The 21,041-nt window shown below is 60.5% G+C and carries 18 protein-coding genes; 12 read left to right on the forward strand and 6 right to left on the reverse strand.

Annotated features, from left to right (window positions below; translation table 11 throughout):
• Positions 1-133: 133 nt before the first annotated feature.
• Complete coding sequence (locus tag ACSEXS_RS13620) at positions 134-1,150, forward strand: SDR family oxidoreductase (protein WP_438433779.1); 1,017 nt, start codon at positions 134-136, stop codon at positions 1,148-1,150.
• A gap of 157 nt (positions 1,151-1,307) precedes the next feature.
• Here ACSEXS_RS13620 and ACSEXS_RS13625 read toward each other — a convergent pair whose 3' ends face one another.
• Positions 1,308-1,856: a helix-turn-helix domain-containing protein gene (locus ACSEXS_RS13625; RefSeq protein ID WP_438433780.1), complete on the reverse strand. Its 549-nt coding sequence runs from the start codon at positions 1,854-1,856 to the stop codon at positions 1,308-1,310.
• Positions 1,857-2,012: 156 nt separating this feature from the next.
• Between ACSEXS_RS13625 and ACSEXS_RS13630 the strand changes: the two genes are divergently transcribed.
• The 10 genes from ACSEXS_RS13630 (at position 2,013) to ACSEXS_RS13675 (ending at position 13,066) form a co-directional block, all read left to right on the forward strand.
• The gene (locus ACSEXS_RS13630) at positions 2,013-2,414 is read left to right on the forward strand and encodes a DoxX family protein (RefSeq protein WP_438433781.1); all 402 of its coding nucleotides are present in this window, start codon (positions 2,013-2,015) and stop codon (positions 2,412-2,414) included.
• 74 nt (positions 2,415-2,488) lie between these two features.
• The gene (locus ACSEXS_RS13635; RefSeq protein WP_438433782.1) at positions 2,489-3,268 is read left to right on the forward strand and encodes a dioxygenase family protein; all 780 of its coding nucleotides are present in this window, start codon (positions 2,489-2,491) and stop codon (positions 3,266-3,268) included.
• Between the two features lie 318 nt (positions 3,269-3,586).
• Positions 3,587-4,846 (forward strand): stalk domain-containing protein, encoded by a 1,260-nt coding sequence (locus tag ACSEXS_RS13640; protein ID WP_438433783.1) that lies wholly within the window; start codon positions 3,587-3,589, stop codon positions 4,844-4,846.
• Between the two features lie 172 nt (positions 4,847-5,018).
• The gene (locus ACSEXS_RS13645) at positions 5,019-6,023 is read left to right on the forward strand and encodes a LacI family DNA-binding transcriptional regulator (RefSeq protein WP_438433784.1); all 1,005 of its coding nucleotides are present in this window, start codon (positions 5,019-5,021) and stop codon (positions 6,021-6,023) included.
• 308 nt (positions 6,024-6,331) lie between these two features.
• Positions 6,332-7,225 carry a carbohydrate ABC transporter permease gene (locus ACSEXS_RS13650; protein WP_438433785.1) on the forward strand — a complete coding sequence of 298 codons (894 nt, stop codon included), beginning with the start codon at positions 6,332-6,334 and terminating at the stop codon, positions 7,223-7,225.
• A complete protein-coding gene (locus ACSEXS_RS13655) occupies positions 7,225-8,127 on the forward strand; it encodes a carbohydrate ABC transporter permease (protein ID WP_438434043.1) in 903 nt (300 codons plus the stop codon). The genes ACSEXS_RS13650 and ACSEXS_RS13655 overlap by 1 nt, the downstream gene beginning before the upstream one ends.
• A gap of 55 nt (positions 8,128-8,182) precedes the next feature.
• Positions 8,183-9,520, forward strand: a complete 1,338-nt coding sequence (locus ACSEXS_RS13660) for an ABC transporter substrate-binding protein (protein WP_438433786.1) — start codon at positions 8,183-8,185, stop codon at positions 9,518-9,520.
• A gap of 55 nt (positions 9,521-9,575) precedes the next feature.
• Positions 9,576-10,577: an N-acetylglucosamine kinase gene (locus ACSEXS_RS13665; RefSeq protein WP_438433787.1), complete on the forward strand. Its 1,002-nt coding sequence runs from the start codon at positions 9,576-9,578 to the stop codon at positions 10,575-10,577.
• 30 nt (positions 10,578-10,607) lie between these two features.
• On the forward strand, positions 10,608-11,915 hold the full coding sequence (locus tag ACSEXS_RS13670; RefSeq protein WP_438433788.1) for a 6-phospho-beta-glucosidase: 1,308 nt from the start codon (positions 10,608-10,610) through the stop codon (positions 11,913-11,915).
• A gap of 143 nt (positions 11,916-12,058) precedes the next feature.
• Positions 12,059-13,066: an EAL domain-containing protein gene (locus ACSEXS_RS13675; protein WP_438433789.1), complete on the forward strand. Its 1,008-nt coding sequence runs from the start codon at positions 12,059-12,061 to the stop codon at positions 13,064-13,066.
• Between the two features lie 269 nt (positions 13,067-13,335).
• Here ACSEXS_RS13675 and ACSEXS_RS13680 read toward each other — a convergent pair whose 3' ends face one another.
• From ACSEXS_RS13680 to ACSEXS_RS13700, 5 genes are all read right to left on the reverse strand, one after another.
• On the reverse strand, positions 13,336-14,712 hold the full coding sequence (locus ACSEXS_RS13680) for a glycoside hydrolase family 30 protein (protein ID WP_438433790.1): 1,377 nt from the start codon (positions 14,710-14,712) through the stop codon (positions 13,336-13,338).
• 25 nt (positions 14,713-14,737) lie between these two features.
• The gene (locus ACSEXS_RS13685) at positions 14,738-16,381 is read right to left on the reverse strand and encodes a type 2 periplasmic-binding domain-containing protein (RefSeq protein WP_438433791.1); all 1,644 of its coding nucleotides are present in this window, start codon (positions 16,379-16,381) and stop codon (positions 14,738-14,740) included.
• Positions 16,382-16,438: 57 nt separating this feature from the next.
• A complete protein-coding gene (locus ACSEXS_RS13690; RefSeq protein ID WP_438433792.1) occupies positions 16,439-17,326 on the reverse strand; it encodes a carbohydrate ABC transporter permease in 888 nt (295 codons plus the stop codon).
• Between the two features lie 18 nt (positions 17,327-17,344).
• Positions 17,345-18,310 carry an ABC transporter permease gene (locus ACSEXS_RS13695; RefSeq protein ID WP_438433793.1) on the reverse strand — a complete coding sequence of 322 codons (966 nt, stop codon included), beginning with the start codon at positions 18,308-18,310 and terminating at the stop codon, positions 17,345-17,347.
• A 138-nt stretch (positions 18,311-18,448) separates the two neighbouring features.
• The gene (locus ACSEXS_RS13700; RefSeq protein ID WP_438433794.1) at positions 18,449-19,468 is read right to left on the reverse strand and encodes a LacI family DNA-binding transcriptional regulator; all 1,020 of its coding nucleotides are present in this window, start codon (positions 19,466-19,468) and stop codon (positions 18,449-18,451) included.
• 227 nt (positions 19,469-19,695) lie between these two features.
• On the opposite strand from ACSEXS_RS13700, the gene ACSEXS_RS13705 reads away from it, so the two are divergent.
• Positions 19,696-21,021: a S41 family peptidase gene (locus tag ACSEXS_RS13705; protein WP_438433795.1), complete on the forward strand. Its 1,326-nt coding sequence runs from the start codon at positions 19,696-19,698 to the stop codon at positions 21,019-21,021.
• Positions 21,022-21,041: the final 20 nt, after the last annotated feature.

Below are 21,041 nucleotides of genomic sequence, written 5' to 3' on the forward strand. Positions count from 1 at the left end.
TCTTATTTCACCTCTGAGGAATCCTTGGGAGAAAATGGGTTGCCGTTCATTGGCGGACCTTGGTGGTTTGTCTTCCCAGCATGTCCATGCTATCGTAGTAGGAAGAGGGACAACACAACGGAGGTGGAATGAATTGAAAGCGCTTTTCATCGGCGGCACCGGCATCATCAGCTCTGCCATCACCCGGCAATTGGCCGACACCGATTGGGAACTGTATCTTCTGAACCGGGGCAACCGCACGGATCGGATTCCGGAGGGCGTTCGCGTTCTGACCGGAGACATTTATGATGAAGCGGCGGTTGCGGAGTTGATCCGGGACCTGGAATTCGATGTCGTGGCTGACTTTATCGCCTTCGAGCCGGCCCATCTCGAGCGGGATTACCGCTTGTTCAAGGACAAGACCAAGCAGTATATCTTCATCAGCTCGGCCTCCGCTTACCAGAAGCCGCTGTCCGACTACCGGATCACAGAGTCGACGCCGCTTGCTAACCCTTATTGGGAGTATTCCCGCAACAAGATCGCCTGCGAGGAATATCTGATGAAGCAGTACCGCGAAACGGGCTTCCCGGTAACTATCGTCCGTCCGAGCCACACCTACGACGAGCGGTCGATTCCGCTCGGCCTGCACGGCGACAAGGGCTCCTGGCAGAACGCCAAGCGGCTCCTCGACGGTAAGCCGGTGCTCATTCACGGCGACGGCACGGCGCTTTGGACGATGACGCACAACCGCGATTTTGCCAAGGGATTCATCGGCCTCATGGGCAATATCCACGCCATCGGCGAAGCGGTCCAGATCACGTCCGACGAGTCGGTGACCTGGAATCAGATCTATTCCATTCTGGCCGACGCGCTCGGCGTGAAGCTGAACGCCGTGCACGTGGCGTCCGATTTTCTGGCCGAATGCTGGCCCGGCGACTTCTGGGGACCGCTGCACGGAGACAAGGCGAACAGCGTCGTATTCGATAACGCCAAGCTGAAGCGGCTCGTTCCCGGCTTCACCGCCACTACCCGGCTCGATCAGGGGCTGAAGGAGACCGTCGCTTATGTGCTCGCGCACCCCGAGCTGCAGACGGAGGACCCGGTGTTCGACGAGTGGTGCGACAAGGTGATCGCGGCGCTTGCGACGGCAAAAGCGGCCGTCAAGGGTTGATAGCGGGTGACGCCTGTCGGAGGAACTTCTTTTCCCTTAAACCTGCAACCTACCAACTGAACTAGAAAAAGCCGAGGCATACCGTTCCCATAACGGCATCCCTCGGCTTTTCGGATTCTGCTTAAGGGTCGAAGAGACCTCGGCTTCTCGCTTTCCCTTACCAAGCCGTGTCCTGGGGCTCCTCGGTATATACCGCGATCAGCACCCGGGCCGTCTCGCTTCCCGGGTTGCTGACCCGGTGCGGCGTACAGGCGTGCCAGCTGAACGAATCGCCCGCTTCCAGCTCGGCGCGGTCCTCTCCTTGCTCGGCCAAAACGCGGCCCGCCAGGACGAGATGCACCTCCTCGCCTTCATGGGCCCGCGGCTCATCCCCCGTCGATTGGCCCGGCGGAAGGTCCACCAGTACCAGGCGGACGTGGCGGGTCGAGCCGAGCTGGGATACGCGTAAGCGGTCCGGGCCGCTTGTTGTCTCCTTTCGCTCCCCGGCCCGCACCACGCTCATCCGCTCCTCCTTGCGCAGCAGGAGGTAGGCGAGCGGAACCTCCAGCGCCTCGGCGATGTTTTCCAGCGTGCCGATGGACGGAGAGGTTTTATTCGTCTCCACCTGGCTCATAAAGCCCTGGGACAAGCCGGTTCGTTCGCAAATTTGGGCGATGGTGATATTCTTGCGCTTGCGGATGGCTCGGATGGAGGAACCGATGTCCATGAGCGCTCCCCCTTTCCCTCGATTTGAGGATTGGTTTTATTAGTATTTCCGAATTTATATCTATATTAGCAATAATTCAGTTGACAATCCAGCGGAAAATCTATAATATTTACAAATAAATCATTCCTATAAGTTATAAAGCGAGGAGATAAAGCCATGAAGATGGACCTCGTTACCGCGGTAATGAGAATTGTTCTCGGAATCCTGTTTTTGGCGCACGGAATCGACAAGCTGCAGACCGGCCTCGGCTCCGTCGGGCAATCGTTCGAGAGCCTCGGCCTTCCCGCCTTCTCCGTTTACGGAGTGGTCGCCGTCGAGCTGGCAGGCGGGCTGCTCCTGATCCTCGGCTTGTTCACCCGCACCGTATCCGTCGTCCTGATCGGCGTCCTGGCTGGGGCGGTGTTGACCACGAAGCTGTCCGCGGGGCTGCTGGGCGACGGGCAGTCCCCCGGCTACGAGCTGGATGTGGCGTTCGCGCTTGTCGCTTTCTATCTGGTCTTTGCCGATCGGTCCCGCTGGTCGGTCGACCACCTGCTTTTTGGCAGCAAGGGGCGCTAACCCGCTCCCTAACGGGTGAACCGGTTCGCCGTAAGCCCTGAACCATCCATCACAAAATAAAGGAGTGAACGGCCATGATGCCCGCTTATTTCTTCGCCCACGGGGCACCCTCTCTCGTGATCGAGGACCATGCTTACACGCAGTATCTGAAAAGCTTCGCTTCTACGCTTCCGGCAAGGCCGAAGGGGATCGTCCTCTTCTCGGCCCATTACGAGAGCCCGGTCCAGGAAGTGGGAGCTCCCGAGACATACGGCACCGTTTACGATTTCTCGGGATTTCCCGACGAGCTGTATCAGATGACCTACCCGGCGCCCGGAGCGCCGGAGCTGGCCGCCGAGATCGCGGGTCTGCTGTCCGACGCGAACGTGCCCAGCCGGCTTAATGCCGTGCGCGGGCTGGACCACGGCGCTTGGGCCGTGCTCAAGCTGATCTTCCCGGAGGCCGATATTCCGGTCGTCGCCCTGTCGGTCAACCGGCATCGGACCAACCGGGAGCAGTACGAGCTCGGCCGGGCCATCGGCCAATTGCGGGAGCGGGACATCCTGGTGATCGGCAGCGGGGGCGTCGTTCACAACCTGCGGCGCATCTCCTGGGGAGCGGGGCCGGATGCCATTGCCCCCTGGGCGTTGGAGTTTGACCGCTGGATGGAAGAGAGGCTCACGGCCTGGAATACGGAGGAGCTGTTTCAGTATGAGCAGCTCGCCCCGCACGCCGAGCTGGCGGTTCCGACGAACGAGCACTTTATCCCGCTGCTTCTGGCCATGGGCAGCGCGGACGCGGATCGGCAGGCCCGGCTGCTCCATCGCAGCTACCAATGGGGGAGCCTCAGCCTGACCGCCTGGCAGTTTGGCTGAGACACGCCGGCCTTCAGCAAGCAAGCCAAGACCATAACCTTCGAAGCGGCCTCGGGGCCCGCCCTTCGAGGGTTTTTTCGTATCTTAAGGTATCCGATGGACCCGAAGGGACCGGAGCTCCAAGCGGCAAACGACGCGCCATCCGGTCCGTCGCTTCCAGGGGCTGGAACCTTTGACCGGCTTCGGCCGTCTGTTTTATGGTAAACTAGCAACGGAAGACCCGCTAGATTCCCAGATTGCGAGAGCGAACCGTCGGCTTAGAATAAAGCGGCTCGCTCCGAGCCCGACATGAATCCAAAGGAAACGGAGAGGATACGTTTGAACCATAGGGGACGCATAGCATTGGCGCTCAGCGTGGCCGCGGCCGCCATTCTGCCGCAGGCGGCGGCGCCGGTCGCGGCCGCTTCGGCAACCGCAAAGGCCGACGTGACCATTCTGCTGGACGGCTACCCGCTGCCATTTCCGGTGGCGCCGATCGTGGTCAAGGGAACGACGCTCGTGCCGTTCCGGGCCATCTCCGAGGCGCTGGGGATTACGGTTCAATGGGAGCAGAAGACCAACCGGATCACGGCGGCCAAGTCGGATGCCGCGGGGACGAAGACGGTGGTGCTCACCGTCGGCAGCAAGCAGGCGCTGGTGAACGGCAAGGCCGTGGCGCTGCTGCAAGCGCCGTCCGTGGTGGGAGGCAGCACGCTGATTCCGCTCAGCTTCTTCAGCCAGCAATTCGGCGCGGCGGTGTCCTGGACGCAAAGTACCCAGACCGTGACGATCACGTCGCCGAAGAAGGACCTGTACACCATGGCCTATTACGCCATCTCTTCTTATAGCGAAATCGGGTATCTGCCGAGCTTCGACGAGGTGTCCTTCGGTTGGAGCCAAATCGACCGCAGCGGCGAGTTTACGACGAAGGGAACGGACTTCCGCTGGCCGCAGCCGGACGGGGATACGACGCCGGAGGCGATCGTTCAGGGGGCGGAAGCGGGCGGAACGGAAGCCTCGCTGATGGTCTATTCCGTCGACGGACAGGGCGAATTGACCAAGAACCTGGAGGATGCCGCGCTCCAGGAGCGCACCATCGCCTCCATCCTGGAGACGGCGACCTCCAAGGGCTTCGGCGGCATTACGCTCGATCTGGAGGGGCTCGGCTTAAGCGGCGACATCGCCAAGGCGCGGACGGATTATAACGCGTTCGTGAAGAAGTTGGCTGTCCGGGCCCATGCGGCCGGGCTCGACCTGACGATCGTCCTGCACCCGCTCAACAGCTCGTTCAAGGGATATGACTACAAGACGCTCGGACAGACGGCCGACCGGCTGGTGCTCATGGCGTACGATTACGGACAGGACAAGACGCCGGAACCGCTGGGCAAGGTGGATGAAGCCATCCGGCTTGCGCTGAAGGAAGTACCGAAGGACAAGCTGCTGCTCGGCATCTCTTCGTGGAACGAGACCGGCTCGACCATCGGGGCCAAGGTGGGCCTCGCCAAGCGCTACGGCCTGAAGGGGATCGCGATCTGGCGGATCGGGTTCCTGCAGCCGGATTGGACGGCGCTCAGCAAGTCGGTGATTTGGAAGAACTAGCGCAAGCGAGCACGGAGAACAGGGAGGGGCCGCGGCCTCTCCTTTTTACTGGATTCTAAGCCCCTTTCCAACTCCGAATCACGACGGAGAGGCCGGAGCGTCCCTGATGAATTTTGCCGGATATTGTGGTAACGTTACTCTTAACTAAGGACTCACGGGAGACGGGTGGCTCATGAAGGTCAGTATAATGGATGTTGCCAAAAAATCGGGCTTGTCGGTGGTGACGGTGTCGAGGGTGCTGAATCAATCGGCGTCCGTTCGCCCGAAGAACCGGGAAAAGGTGCTGCAGGCCATGAGGGAGCTGAATTACCACCCGAACGCCTCGGCCCGCAGCCTGGCGAGCGGCAGGACGGGCATCATCGGGCTGACCCTGACGACGCTGCATGACTCCGTCCTCGACGCCATCGTCAAGGAAGTCAACGAATGCTTGATGGACCAGGGCTATTTTCTCGCGCTCTCGATCTCGCAGGGGGACGAGGAGGCCTTCCGCCGCTCCATGTTCCAGGAGGATCGGGTGGACGGGGTCATTCTGCTGTCTCCCATGAACGCGGACCTGTACGTCATGGAGCTGAAGAAGCGAAAAATTCCGTTCGTGATCCTCGACAGCCAGGAGCGTTACCCGGCCGCCTCCATGGTATTCGTCAACAACTTCAAGGGCGGCTACGACGCGACCCGGCATCTGATCGGCCTCGGGCACCGGGAGATTGCGTTCATCGGCGGACCGAAGTCCTTCCTCAGCAGCCGGGAACGCGAACGGGGCTTCCTCGCGGCGCTCGCTGAGGCCGGCCTGACGCCGTTCGGGGTCGAGCGGAGGGAATTCGATATCCCCTCGGGCTACAGCGCGGCGAGCGAATGGATCGCCGCGGGCCGGCTGCCGACGGCCTTGTTCGCCGCCGACGATTTCATCGCCTTGGGCGCGATGGACGCCTGCAAGAATGCGGGAATTCGCGTGCCGGACGAGATCTCGATCGTCGGCTTCGACGATCAGGTGTACGCGTCGGAGTTCCGCCCGCGCCTGACCACCGTGCGCCAGCCGTTCGAGAACATCGGCAAGCACGGCGTGGACCTGCTGCTGAAGCGGATTCGCGAGCCCGGCTCGCGCCAGGTTACCCTGGAGTTCGATCCCGAGCTGATCGAACGGGAATCCACCGCCGCTCCCCGCTCGCCGGGAGCTTGAGGCCAGAAGCGATAGGCCTTCCTTCCGCCGGAATTCGTTCCGGTACGAAGGAAGGCCTTTTTTGCCTGCGGACAGGACCGCAGCAGGCAGCCGCAAAAAGGCTGCAATTGGGCTTGCGCAGGCGGGCGGGATGCGGTAAACTTGCCTTAAAGTTAAAACGCTTTAACTTTCAAGGAAGATCGCATACGGATATCGCCGCCCCATCCTCTCCATCCGATGGCCCGGCCCAGGGAGGGCGAGTTCCATCTGCATCTTTCTTTGAAAGCGGTACCGCCATAAGACGCACATCAACCGGAGGGGGGCTTTCCATGAAGCGCAGCAGGGGTCAGCGGCGCGAAAGCAGGCATTTCTATTTTTTTGTCTCGCCCTGGATCATCGGGTTTCTCGTCTTTGCGTTGTATCCGATTCTCGCATCCTTCTATTACAGCTTCACCGATTACGACATCATCCACGCGCCGGTGTTCGTGGGGCTGGCCAACTTCAAGGAGCTGTTCGGCGACGGTCACTTCTGGAATTCCGTCACCGTGACGCTGAAGTACACCTTCATCAGCGTCCCGATTACGCTGTTCCTGTCTCTCCTGTTCGCGCTGTTGATCAATCAGAAGGTCCCGTTTCGCGGGTTTTTCCGGACGGCGATGTATTTTCCCAGCATGATCTCCGGCGTGTCCATGTCTCTGCTCTGGTTCTGGGTGTTCAATCCGCAAGCCGGGCTGTTCAATTACGTGCTATCGCTGTTCGGCGTCGACCCGATTCATTGGTTCCTCGATGCCCGGTTTGCGCTCTGGGCGCTGATCATCATGTCGTTCTGGGGCATGGGCGGCGGGATGCTGATCTTCCTGGCGGGCCTGCAGGGCGTGCCGGCTCCGCTGCTCGAAGCCGCAAGGCTGGACGGCGCCGGCCGTTGGAAAACGTTCTGGAACGTCACATTCCCCATGATCTCGCCCGTCTTCCTATTCCAGATGATCATCGGCATCATCGATTCGTTCCAGGTGTTCACGCAGGCGTATACGATCACGAAGGGCGGACCGAGCTACTCCACCTGGTTCTACGTCTACGACATCTACATCAACGCTTTCAAGAACTTCCGTTACGGCTATGCCTCGGCCATGGCCTGGCTGCTGCTCGTAGCGGTAATGCTCGTTACTTATCTGATCATGCGCACGTCAAACCGGTTTGTCTATTACGAGGGGGGACGCGATTGATGCGAACGGCTGCGAGAAAGGCGCATCCCGACCAAGGGTATCCCGTAACCGTCCCGGCGGGAAAAAAACGGCGGGTGGACCCGGCGAAGCTGGCCGGCTTCCTGATCCTGCTCGCGACGACGATCATTATGCTGTCGCCGGTCTGGTTCATGATCACCACCTCGCTGAAGAATCCGAAGGAGCTGCTGGTGTTTCCGCCGACGTTCCTGCCGAAGGAATACGCCTGGGGGAATTTCCGCGAGCTGTTCACGAACAGCGACATCATGTTCGGCCAGCAATACAAGAACAGCTTGATCGTCGCCGCCGGTACCGTGATCGGCACGCTCCTGTCATCCTCCTTCGTCGCCTTCGGGTTTGCCCGCTACCGGGTGAGAAGCAGCGGCATCCTGTTCCTGCTGGTGCTCAGCACCCTCATGCTTCCTTACCCGGCCATCATGATCCCGCAATTCCTGCTGTTCATGAACCTGGGGCTGCATGATTCCCTGGTGCCGCTCATCCTGCCGTCCTTCTTCGGATCGGCCTACATGATCTTCCTGCTGAAGCAGTTCTTCTCGACGATGCCGGAGGAGCTCTACGACGCCGGTCGCATCGACGGCTGCAGCGAGTTTCGCCTGTACTGGAATTTGACGCTGCCGCTCGCCGGGCCGGCCCTGGCAACCGTGGCGATCTTCTCCTTCATCTGGAGCTGGAACGATCTGCTGAGCCCTGTGCTGTACCTGGATTCCAAGGAGAACTTCACGCTTCCCGTCGGTATGGCGGCGATGCTGTCTTCGAAATTCCGCCTGGCGCCTTGGCATTTGCTGATGGCCGCCTCGATTCTGTCGGTTCTGCCGATCGTGCTGCTGTTCGCCGCCGCACAGAAGAAATTCGTCCAGGGCATCGTCATGACGGGCATCAAGTGAACCATGCTTCATAGCTTCGCTCTTTCATTATCCTTTTTGAGGGGGAACGGGAACGATGATCAAGAAGTGGGTACCGGCTGCCTTCGGCAGCCTGCTCGCCCTGTCGCTCGCGGCGACGGGATGCACGGGCAAGCAGGGAGACGGCAAGGAAAAGCAGGTGACGATCACGCATTACACCATCGACTCGCCCGACCGGACATTCGTCGAGAAGCTGGTTCCGGCGTTCGAGAAGCTGCATCCGAACATCAAGGTCAAGATCACCAAAGCGCCGTACGAGCAGTTCGACTCCAAGCTGCAGTCGTCCATCGCCGCGAAGAATTCCCCGGACGTTACCTCGCATTGGGGCTACGGAGGGTTCATGGAGTATTACAGCAAGGGCATGCTCATGGATTTGACGCCGTACCTGGGCGATTTCAAGGCCTCCGATTTCAACATCCCCGAAGACGTGATGTCGATTTATCAGGTCGACGGCAAGACCTACGGCATTCCCCTGAACAGCTACGTCACCGTCATGCTGTACAACAAGGACCTGTTCGATAAGGCCGGGCTGTCTTACCCGCCGACCGACTACGAGGACAAGAGCTGGACCTTCGACAAGATGGTCGAATACGCCCAGAAGCTGACGGTCGACTCCAAGAACCTGAACGAAGCCCAATACGGCGTCGACTTCGGCTTCGGCGAGCGCGACCAGCGGCCGCAGTATTTCGGCGCCGAGGTCTATTCCGAGGATACCTGGACGAACGGCGGCAAGCCGTCGGAGATCAACCTGACGAAGCCGGAGGTCGTGGACGCGTATAAGACGATCTACGGCCTGATCTACGACAAGAAGGTGTCCCCGACGCCGGCGTTCTCCCAGTCGGTATCCGGCCAATACGGCGATCCGTTCCTCTCCGGCAAAATCGGCATGTCCGTCGTCGGCTCCTGGAGCCTCGCCGCGGCCTCCAACTTCAACTTCAAGGTCGGGGTGGCGGCGGTTCCCTACAACCCGAACGGGAAGGTCCGCAGCGTGCTGTACGTCGACCCGTTGTTCGTGCTGAAGGATTCCAAGCATCCGCAGGAAGCGCTGGAGTGGATCAAGTTCCTGATCTCGAAGGACATTCAGGAGCAATCGATCGAGCTGAGCGGCGGCAACCCGCCCATCAACCAGGCGGCCGCCGAGAAATACTACAGCCACTTCGAAGGCATCGATCCGAACGGCATCAAGCAGGTGTTCGAGGGGGCGTACAAGTACGGCTTCGAATCCTACAATCACCTCATTTCCAATTACTCGCAGATCAACGAGCTGTTCATCAATGAGCTGTCCGGCGTCGAGAACGGCGATAAGCGGGTGGAGGACGTACTGCCGGTGATCCAAACGAAGCTGAAGGAGCTGCTCGACCGGGTAAACAAGTAACCAATGCCGGGGGCGGCCTCTCTAAGCGAATCTGACCAACGCAGGAGTGAAACCGTTGAACTATTATTTGGGCGTCGACGGCGGGGGAAGCAAAACCTACACGCTGATCGTCGATGAGCAAGGAACCGTCGTGGGCAAGGGGCAGAGCGGCAACGGCAACCATCAGACCGGATACCCGGAGGCCAAGCGGAATATCCGCGCGGCGGCGGAGATGGCGCTGGAGCAGGCCGGTCTGACGAGAGAGGCGATTGCGTTCGCCTGCTTCGGCTTGGCCGGAGCCGACCGGGAGGCCGACTACACGATCCTCCGGCCGATGATCGCCGAGCTCGGCTTCCCGCGGCATGCGATCGTCTGCGATACGATGACCGCGCTGAGGGCGGGAACCGACCGCCCTTACGGCGTCGTCCTGATCTGCGGCACGGGAACCAACAGTGCCGGAGTGAGCCCGTCGGGAGAGAGCTATCAATGCGGCGGATTCTCGTACCTGTTCGGCGACTTCGGCGGCGGCGGCTCCTTGTGCGTGGAAGCGTTCCGGGCGGTCATCCGCGCCTGGGACGGGCGCGGGCGGCCGACGCGGCTGACCCCGCTGGTATTGAAGGACCTTGGGTACGCAAGCGTGGACGCGATGTTCGAGGATTACCTCGACCACGGCCGAACGCCGCCGCTACGCCTCGCCAAGCTGTTGTTCGAAGCGGCGAAGCAGGGAGATGCCGTCGCCCGGGAGATTCTTCGCGGGCAGGGCGCCGAGCTGGGTCTGAGCGCGAAGGCGGTGATCGAGCGGCTCGGCATGGCGGGCGAGAGCTTCGACGTGGTTCTGGCCGGCAGCATTCTGACCCGGGGAGAGGGGGACTTTGTGCTCGACCCCGTGCGGGAAGCGGTGAAGATGGCCGCTCCCGCCGCCCGGCTGGTCCGGCTGCAGGTGGAGCCGGTGGTGGGAGCCGTCTGGCTGGCGGTGGAGGCAACGGGCGTTCCGCTGCCGGTGCCCGTCTATGAGCGCTTGCGCTCCGTATCGGAATTCGGGCACGTTCAACCGCAGGCCGTTCAGCCGGAGAATTAAACCTTCATCGGGAGAGGGGAATGGGAAGCGATGGCAGAAAAGACAGGATTAAAGATTGCGGTGATCGGCGGCGGCTCGTCGTATACGCCGGAGATCGTGGAAGGCTTCATCCGCCATTATGAGCGGCTGCCGATCCGCGAGCTGTGGCTCGTCGATATCGAGGAGGGGCGGCATAAGCTGGAGATCGTCGGCGAACTGGCGAAGCGGATGGTGCGGAAGTCGGGCCTTCCGATCGACGTGCGGTTGACGCTTGACCGGCGCGAAGCGATCGCCGGCGCGGACTTCATCTCGACCCAGATGCGCGTCGGGCTGCTCGAAGCCCGCAAGTGGGATGAGCATATCCCGAACCGGCACGGGGTCATCGGGCAGGAGACGACCGGCCCGGGCGGTATGATGAAGGCACTGCGGACCATTCCGGTGCTGCTCGACCTGTGCCGGGACATCGAGGAGCTGGCTCCGGACGCCTGGCTGCTCAATTTCACCAACCCGGCGGGAATGGTTACCGAAGCGATCTCGCGGCATTCGCGGGTGAAGAGCATCGGGCTGTGCAATGCGCCCATCGGCCTGCAGAAGTGGCTGTGCGAGAAGTACGGGACAACGCCGGAGAAGCTGTATACCGAGTTTGTCGGGCTGAACCATCTCCACTGGGTGACGCGGATCGAGGTGGAGGGCGTTAACAAGCTGCCGGAGCTGCTCGACAAGCGGGAGGAATATTCGGCCCAGAACGTTCCGGCGACGGAATGGGACCCGGATTTCCTCCGCGGACTCGGCGGCCTGCCGTCCTATTACCTGAAATACTATTACCTGACCGACGCCATGCTGGAGGAGCAATTGGCCTCGCTGGCCGCGAACGGAACGCGCGCCGAGGTCGTGAAGCGGGTCGAGGATGAGCTGTTCGAGCTGTACCGGGACCCGGATCTGAACGAGAAGCCGAAGCAGCTGGAGCAGCGGGGGGGAGCCTATTATTCCGAAGCGGCCGTCAACCTGATGGTCTCGCTCCACAACGACCGGCGGGACATTCAGACGTTGAACGTCCGCAACGGCCGAACGCTCGATTTCCTGCCCGAGGATGCCTCCATCGAGGTCAATTGCGTCGTCACCGGCGCAGGTCCGCTGCCGCTGCCGGTGACGGTTGTGCCGGAGCAGGTGAAGGGCTTGATCCATGCCGTGAAGACCTATGAACGGCTGACGATCGAAGCGGCTGTCACCGGCGATAGGCAGATCGCCTTGCAGGCGATGGCGAGCCATCCGCTGGTGCCGTCCGTGAGGGCAGCCAAAGCGCTGCTGGAGGAAATGCTGGAGCAGAACCGCCCATACTTGCCGGCGTTCTTCCGCTAGATTGAAAGTCCCATCCGATTGCTCCGAGCCGGGGAAGCCGCGTTCCAGTCTGCTTTACCCATCCCGAAGAGGGGATTTCTTCCGGAAGGCGAAGAAGTAGGGGAGAGCTTACGCACCGCAGACCGGAACGAGGAGAGGATCGGATGGACGCTTGCCGGCTTTGTACGAATCCCGGCTTGGTTTACGAATTCAAGCTGGACGGGGCGCGAAACGCGGACTTGCTTCCCGCGTTGGAGCGTTTTGTGAAGGGCTTGGGATTAGGGGAGAAACGGAGCGAGACCGTCGTTGCCATCCGGGAAGAGGGCGTGGCCGATTACCTGGATTTCGGCCGCGATCATCTGGAGCTGGAGAATCAAACATTTCGCATCGACGGGGGCCGCTGGCGGCCGCTCGCCGAGCTGGATCGGGTGCTCGGCGCGGATTGGGTGGAGCCCATCCTGAAGGCCGAGTCCATTGTTTCGTACTGCCAGCCCATCGTCGACGCAGAGGAGCGGGTGGTGGCTCACGAGGTGCTGTCCCGGTTCCGCCGTCCGGACGGCAGCCTGGCCGGTCCCGACGAGGTGTTCGGCGCGGCCCGGGAGCGGAACCGGCTGTATGCCCTCGACCGGCTCTGCCGGGTGGCCGGCGTGCGCAGCGCTGCCCGGCTTCCCGGCTCCGTCTTCATCAATTTCACGCCCAATTCGATCTACGCGCCCGAGCACTGCCTGCGGACGACGCTTGCGGCCGTCCGCGAATTCGGCATCGATCCGGGCCGCCTCGTGTTCGAGGTGGTGGAATCGGAGCAGGTGCGGAATGTGGAGCACCTGAACGCGATCCTCCACTATTACGGCGGCCACGGCTTTCGCAATGCGCTGGACGATGCGGGCGAGGGCGCAAGCACCCGCGAGCTGCTGGCGGACATTCGCCCGCATGTCATGAAGCTGGCGATGCGATTTGTCCACGGGGTAGCGCAGGATGCGGCCAAGCAAGAGACCGCGCTGGCGTTCCTGGCGGCCGCCGCATCGGTCGAGGCGGTTCCCTTGGCCGAAGGGGTCGAGGAGGAGGCCGACTTCGTCTGGCTGCGCGACCGGGGCTATCGGCTGTTCCAGGGCTATCGCTTCGGCCGCCCGCGTCCGGTGGACGGGGCAGAGGAAAGCCCTGTAGCCGGATAAGCGAGACCGATCCCAGGCGGTGCCCGGTGCGCCCGACTGCCCGGTGCGCATGACTCGCGGCGGTTCTCATGACTCGCGGCGACCCGGTGAGCACGGCTCACGGGATACCCGGTGTACCCGGCTCACGGATACAGAGGGAGTCGCAGCAGCTGTTGTGGCCGGCACCCCCAGCAAAAAGGCTGCTCCAAGCTCCCGCTGTTCGCGGGACGCAAGGAGCAGCCTTTTTCAATTCGGGGAATGCCGCTATGCTTGGCGGCGCTATGCGTACGCTACGCCAGCTCTGCCAGGAGCGCCGAAATGACCTGTCCGGGCTCCAAAACGAAGGCGGCGGCCTCTTCGCCCCGCCGGACGAGCGAGACCGGGATCGGCCGGTCGCTGTCGTTGAACAGCACCGCGCCGATGGTGCCGTCCGGGTTGAGGGCCGCGGTGGCGGCGAGTCCGGAATCGCCGGTCTCGATCTCCATGCGGCGCGCGCCCGGGCGGATGACCTTGCTGAAGTGGGCCAAGGCGTAATAGTCCAGGTTGTAGTCCAATTCTCCGGTCGTTTGGTTGACCAGGACGATCCCGCGGCAGGTACTGCGGCCGAAGCCGGGAACCGCCGGGCCGTTCTCCTCGTCGAGCGCCATGTTCCAGAGGACGAATGACTTGCTGCCGTGGTTCAGCACCTCGATGCCCATTCGGATGATGTGCGAGAAGGCCTGCTCGAAGGGCGGAATCCACTCGCCGCCCGAGCCCTCGGTGAAGTGAACCTCCTTGCCGGGGAACGCCCGGGCGACCTCGCTTTGAACGGCCGGCTCGCCGCCGTACCAATGCCAGGCCACGCCGTCTACCTCCGCCTCGGCTGCTTGCAGCACGGCGAGCGGGTAATCGGGCCGGTCCCAGTTGTGGTCGTAGCAGAACACCTTGGCGGCGATGCCACGCGCCCGCAGGGCGGGCTTCAGGTAATCGCGGATGAATACCGCCTGGGCTTCGGCGGGCATCAGCATGCCCGGGTAATGCGGCGGCACGAACAGCGATTCGTTCTGCGGCGTGAACGCGTAGACGGGGAGCCCCGCCTGCCGGTACGCCTCCGCAAAGCGGGCGAAATACTCGGCGTACACGGAGTAGCAGTCGGGCTTCAGCTCGCCGCCGATCATCGAATCGGTCGTCTTCATCCAGCCCGGCGGGCTCCAGGGCGAGGCGAACAGCTTCAGCTCGGGATTCAGCGCGAGCGCTTCCTGCATGAGCGGGATGATGTCGGCTTCGTCATGGGCGATGGAGAACCGCCTCAGCTCGGGATCGGATTCGCCCGGCGGCATGTCGTCGTAGCTGTAGAAGTCGCGGGCGAAGTCGCTCGCGCCCATCGGGTTGCGCACCACGGACAGGCCGATGCCCTTCTCCGGATGAAACAGCTTCTCCATTAAGTCCCGGCGCACGTCCTCGGTTAGCTTTTGGTGAATCAGGTACGCGGCCGAATCGGTGAAGGAGGCGCCGAAGCCGTCGAGCTCCTGGTGCAGCGAGTCCTCCCGCAGCACGACGGACAGCGGCTTCGTGCCCGGATCGGCCGCCCGACCCCTCTCGGAGCCGGGGGTGGCCTCCCCTGCGGGAGAGAGGCAGACGAACAGCGCCTCTTCCCCGGCGGAACGGTACAGAACGGGGTCTTTCATAGATGGTTCCTCCTCCGGTCCGGGCTTATTTCAGGCCCAGCTTCTCTTTGTTCTCCTTCATCTTGGCGGTGCGGACCTCGGCGATCTTATCCCAGTTGTTGTCCTTCAGGAAGCTCTTGTAGGCTTCGAGCGTGCCGTTGAAGGCATTGTCGTCCTTGGAGCGGATCAGGCTGACCAGCGTCGTGTTCCACTTGGCGTCGATCGCCGTCAGCGAGCGGGCTTCCGGGGTGCCGGTGGCCGGAGCGGTGTTCTCCAGGATGAAGTGCGGCTTCAGCTTGCCCTTGCCCCACTCGATCATCTGCTTGATCGAATCGGCGAACGCGTCCTGGCTGATGGCCTTGTAGCGGTCGTGGCCGAAGAACATGAACTCGCCCATGCGGTATTCCTTCTTGAACTTGTCGGCGTTCTCTTGCTGCAGCTTCTTGATCTCCGGCAGGAACGAGACCGTCTTGTCGGCATTGACCTGATAAGTTTCGCTCTCGATGCCGTAGTTCATCAGCATCTGGCCTTCGTCGCTGAGCAGGTAGGTGAAGATCTGGATGGCCTTGGCCGGGTCCTTGCAGTCCTTGGTGATGTAGGAGATCATCCAGCCGGAGATGCCGGATTGGTTCAGCGTCGGCGCGTTGCCGACCGTGCTGGCCGGTCCGTCGACGGCCATGTATTCCTTGCCGGCGTTGGCGGACAGGAACGTCTGCAGGCTACCGCTCATCTGCGGCGTGCCGGACATGAAGATGGTGGCGTATTTGCCGGACTTGACCTTCTCCTCGAAGGCGGTTCCGTCGTCGGCGAAGCTGTCGTCGCTGATGTTGCCGGCGCGGTAGACCTGGTTCAGCGTCTTCACCCAGGAGAGGTAGTCCTCGTCGAGGTTGCGGTTGTAGTAGTTGCCGTCCTTGTCTTCCAGCGGCACGCCGAGATAATCCTGGAGCGCGTCGCCGAGCGAGCCGGTGCCGGTGCCGATGGCGTTGAAGCCGAACGGAACGAGAGCCGGGAACTTGGACTTGATCTGGTCCATGGCGCTCTTGAATTCATCCTGCGTCTTCATCGAGGGCTTGCCGATCGCTTCGTAGACATCCTTGCGGATGATGAAGGCGCTCGTCGCCGGAATCTGGCCGCTGTCATAGTCGGCTTGGGTGTTGGAATAGTTGGGATAGCCGTAGGTGTTGCCGTCGGCTTGCTTGAACCAGTTCAGCGTGTCCTTGGCGGCGACCTTGTTGAAATAGGGGTCGTAGGCATCGGCCAGCTGGTTCAGCGGCAGCGCCCAGGTCGAAGCCTTTTGCGCCACGGCGGAGTTGCCGTCGAAGATGGTGATCAGGTCGGGTTTATCCTTGCCCGCGAAGATCGTGTTCAGCTTCGTATCGTCGCCGGTGATGAACTTGATGTTGATCTTCAGGTCTTCCTTGATTTTCTTCGTCACCACGTCCTTGCCGAAGTCGGTGTTCCACCAGTCGGCGTTGACATACCAGGTCAGCTCGGTGTTGTCCTTCGTATCCGCCTTCCAGGCCGGCTGCTCTGCGCTCGGCGTGTACCTTCCGTCCAGAGTGGGGAGGTCGCTCCCCTTCGAACCCGTTTTGCCGCCTCCGCCGCAACCGCTTACAGCCAGTGCCGTGGCAAGCACCGCCGAAGCGACGGCGATCCCTTTGCGGGAAGATGTTCCGGTTTTTTTGCTCATCGACGTACCCTCCTTATATGGTCGAGCCTGTTGGTTCCCGGATGATGCCGGGGCTGCTTATTCCTTGACGGCGCCCAGCATCATACCGGAGATGAAATAGCGTTGAAGCAATGGATAAACCACAACAATCGGCAGCGTCGTGATGACGATTGTCGCGAGTTGCACCCCTTTGGTGGTGGTCTCGATGATCGCCGAGCCCGCGGTGTTCTGCATGGTTTGGGTCTGCGACTGGACGATGATCTCATAGAGCATCATCTGCAACGGATACAGCGCTTCGTTGGTGATGTACAGCTTGGTGGTCATGAAGTCGTTCCACTGGCCGACGCCGTTGAACAGGGCGATGGTCGCCATCGCCGGCATGGAGAGCGGGATGAAGATGCGAAGGAAGATTTTCCAATCTCCGGCGCCGTCGATCTTGGCCGATTCCTCCAGGGAGTCCGGGACATTGCGGAAAAAGTTCATCAGAATGACCACGTCGTAATAGCTGAGCAGGGCGGGAATGATGTACACCCAGAAGGTATCGAGCAGGTTCAGCGACTTGATCAGCAGGTAAGTCGGGATCATGCCGCCGGAGAAGAACATGGTAATGACGCCCATCGCCACGTACAGCTTGCGGCCGCGCAGGTGCCTTTTGCTGAGTCCGTACCCCACCATGGCGCAGAAGAAGACGTGGGTGAGAACGCCGAGCACCGTTTTGGCTACGGAGATGAAGAAGGCTTGGTAGATGTGGTCGTCGCGGAAGACGGCCCGGTAGTTCTCCAGGGACAGCTTGGAGGGCCAGAAAACAAACCCGCCTTCGGCCAGCGCCTTGCCCGAGGTGAAAGAGGAGACGACGACGTTCCAGAGCGGAACGACGATCAGGATCGTAATCAGAATCAGGAGCGTAACGTTGACGGCATTGAACACCCGGCTGTCGACGTCGAGCTTTCTCGCTTTGGAGCTCATGGGTAGTGGCCCTCCTTGCTACAGCACGGATTGATTGTCATTCAGCTTGCTTGTGATCTTGTTCGCCGCGACGAGCAGGATGACCGATACGATCGAGACGCCGAGCCCGACGGCGGTGGCGTAGGAGAAGTCGCCCTGCGTCATCCCCATCCGGTAGACGTACGAGTTGATGACCTCGGCCTTCTCCCGGTTCTGGGAGTTCATCAGCACGAGCGTCTGGTCGAGGTTCGAACCGAACAGGCCGCTGATGGTGAGGATCAGGTTCAGTCCGATCATCATCTTCATGTTGGGGATGGTGATGTGCCAGATCTGCCGGATGCGGCTCGCGCCGTCGATCTTGGCCGCCTCGTAGTAGGTCGGGTCGATCTTGGACATGATCGCCAGGTAGAGGATCGTGCCCCAGCCGGCTTCCTTCCAGATGTCCGACAGGGTGGCGATCCACCAGTACTTGCCCGCGTCGAGCAGGATGTTCTGCGGCTTGGAGAGGAGGCCGAGATCGAGCAGGAGCTGATTGAACAGGCCGGTCGTCGACATCCAGGTGATCAGCATGCCGCCGAGTACGATCCAGGACAGGAAGTGCGGCAGGTAAGACAGCGTTTGCACGGCTTTCTTGAACCGGCCCGCCGGCACCTCGTAGATCATGATGGCCAGGATGATCGGAATGACGAAACCGATCGCCAGCTTCAGGAAGCTGATGCCGAGGGTGTTGACGACGGCATCCCAGAAGTACCGGTCCTCCAGAATGATCTTGAAGTTTTCCCAGCCGACCCAAGGCGCGGAATCGAGCGTGTCGATGACCGTATACCGCTTGAAGGCGATGGCCAGCCCGTAAATCGGGATGAAATTGAAGACGATCATGAACAGAATGCCCGGCAGCACCATCGATTGCAGACCCCACTGTCGGCCGAAATCGACCCAGAAGTCCCGTATCCGGCGGCCCACCGGTTTTTTGCCGGGGGTGGGCCATCGTTCCGTATTGACCATGGCTTGCGCTCCTCTCGTTGGTAAAAACGTTTTTATTTTTTGATCCTTCTTCCCTTTGTGAAATCGATTACATCTTCGGAATGAGTTGTCCCCCGCCGTCCGGCTTCGCTTGGCGGCCGCCTTTGCCTGCGGAGCTCTTCAGGGAGCCGGCTTGCGGCGGAGCTTGATCTGGGTGCTGCCGCGGACGATGAGCTCTCCGCCCAGCTTTTGCAGCGAGCCGGCCTCGCCTCGTTCGATGATGCCGACCAGCTGCTCGACCGCCATGATGCCCTGACGGGCGATGGGGTTGCGCACCGTGGTCAGCGGCGGCGTATAGTAGGCTGCGATGTCGATATCGTCAAAGCCCATGACGCTGATATCGTCGGGGACTTGGTACCCGAGCGAACGGAGCGCCCGGATGCAGCCCAGCGCGCTGAGGTCATTGCCGGCGAGGAACGCGTCGGGAAACTTATCGGGATGCTGGCGGGCGAACTGGCGGACGGCGTTGTAGGAGCCTTCCTCCTCGAAATAGCCCTGCAGGATATAATCGGGATCGGCCGCGAGGTCATAATCGCGAATCGCCGCCAGGTAGCCGTCGCGCCGCTGGGTGCTGTCGAACATCGTCTCGACGCCGGAGAGATAGGCGATCCGCTGGTGGCCGAGGCTGAGCAGGTAGCTCGTGGCTTCGTAACCGGCCACGAAGGAATCGAAGATAACGCTTCCCATCTGCTCCTCTTCCAGAGGACGGTCGAGAAAGACCGCTTTGACCCGGTTCTTCCGCATCAGGGCGACTTCGTCGGCGTCGATCTTCCGCTCCTCATAGATGATCGCTCCGTCGACCCGGTGGCCGAGCAGGTTGTTGAGAATGATGTCCCGGTCGGTCGTCACGAAGATGTTCAGCCCGTACCCGAGCCGCTCGCTCTGCCAGGCCATCGACTCCACGAGCTTGTAGAAGTAAGGGCCGGAGACGCTGGTCGTGAAAAAGCCGAGCATATGCGTCTTGCCCGACTTCAGCTGCTTGCCGTTCAGGTTGGGCACGTAGCCGAGCCGGTGGGCGACCTCGAGGATATGCTTCTTCGTTTCCGGATTCAGGACATCGACATCGTTCAGGGCATTCGAGACGGTGGAAATGGACACGCCCGCCTCTTTGGCAACGTCCTTGATCGTGACACGCGGCATAAGCTGTAATCTCCATAAAAAACGTTTTTATTTTGACGGCTTTAGCTTACCATGAGGGGAAGGCGTTTGCAAGCGCTTTTTTGTGGGGCTTGGGAAGGGAGAGCGACTCCGAGAGAACTCGGAAACGATGAAAGTAGAATATGTGAATTGTTTTACATATTTGGTGTTGGATTGCTGTTAAGATTAGCAAAAACTGGCGGCTGCGAGCGGTCAAGGAGATATCCGACATGAAGGGTCTTTTCAAATTAACTTATAGATTTCTCTTGGCGGCGCTCTGTCTGAGCCTTCTGCAAACCTCTTCTTCTACAGAACAATCGATTACCCGCGAGAACATGCTAAGCGACATTAACTATTTGTCCTATATTCTAAAGACCGTACATCCTCAGGTCAAAAGCGGCTGGTTGCCCGAACAGAAGCAGCGGTTGGAGGAGATTAAACGAGGTCTTCCCAAGCGAATGCCGGTTGAGGGGTTCTACTTCAAAATAAATGCGTTGCTGATGACTCTCCATGATGCACACAGCTCGGCTCGGCTTGGAATTAGGCCGGGAGATCGATTTGCAGAACTGCCGATATTCTGGGGAGACGATGGGATGATGGTTGTGGAAGACACAGGTCAACTTCGCAAAGGAGACCGGATCGTTTCAATCGGGGGGAAGACGGAAGAACAGATTCTGAACCGATTTCAACAGCTTGTGCCTGCCGAAAACGAATATTGGGTAAAAGCAAGAGCGGCCCAGTTGATTGTTTGGGAGCCCTACCTGGTGGAAGCCGGGCTTATGCGTAAATCGAAGTCGGTATTGAAAGCAACGATCAACCGGGAGGGAAAGACCAGGCAGGCGAGGATCCCCTTCACGACCTCATGGAAGCATGTTGTTAAACTCTATCAAGCTTCGCCGGTCGATGAGGTGCAGGCCTTGTCGTACCGATTATTCCCCGACGAATCGCTCGCCGTGTTCCGGCTGGACAACTGCGCCGTCGACGAACCGACTCAACAGGCCATTCGCGAATTCTTCCAGGCCGTTGATGCCAATCACCTTCGAAATGTGGCGATTGATGTCCGTCGAAACGGCGGTGGGAATTCGGCAGTTATCAAGGAACTGTTCTCCTATACGACGATAAAGCATTACATGGGGTTCAGCGGCGTGGACCAGGTCAGTGGAAAACCCGAGAGAACGCTTGCATCGCGGACTTCAGTAATTCCAGCTAAGGGCATATCCCCGTTCAGCGGACATCTGTATATCCTCACCTCCAACCAAACCTTCAGCTCGGCCAATTGGCTGGCAACCCTAGTCCAAGATAATCATCTGGGTACAGTGGTGGGCGAACCGACGGGAAACCAACCTACCAGCTTTGGAGATATCAATGTTTACACCCTTCCCGAATCCGGTATAACCGTCTCGGTCTCCCAGACAGCTTGGACGCGTCCCGATAGAGATTCCTCCGGGGAACGGACCGTATGGCCGGATATCGTCATCGACACCACGGCGCAAGATATCCGAAACGGTATCGATTCCCAGATCAACGGGCTAATCCGGCTTCTTCAAAAGCAATAAGGGCGGACTAGCACCTCAGA

Origin of the sequence: Gorillibacterium terrae (genome assembly GCF_051594785.1) — a bacterium.
Classification (GTDB): domain Bacteria; phylum Bacillota; class Bacilli; order Paenibacillales; family NBRC-103111; genus Gorillibacterium.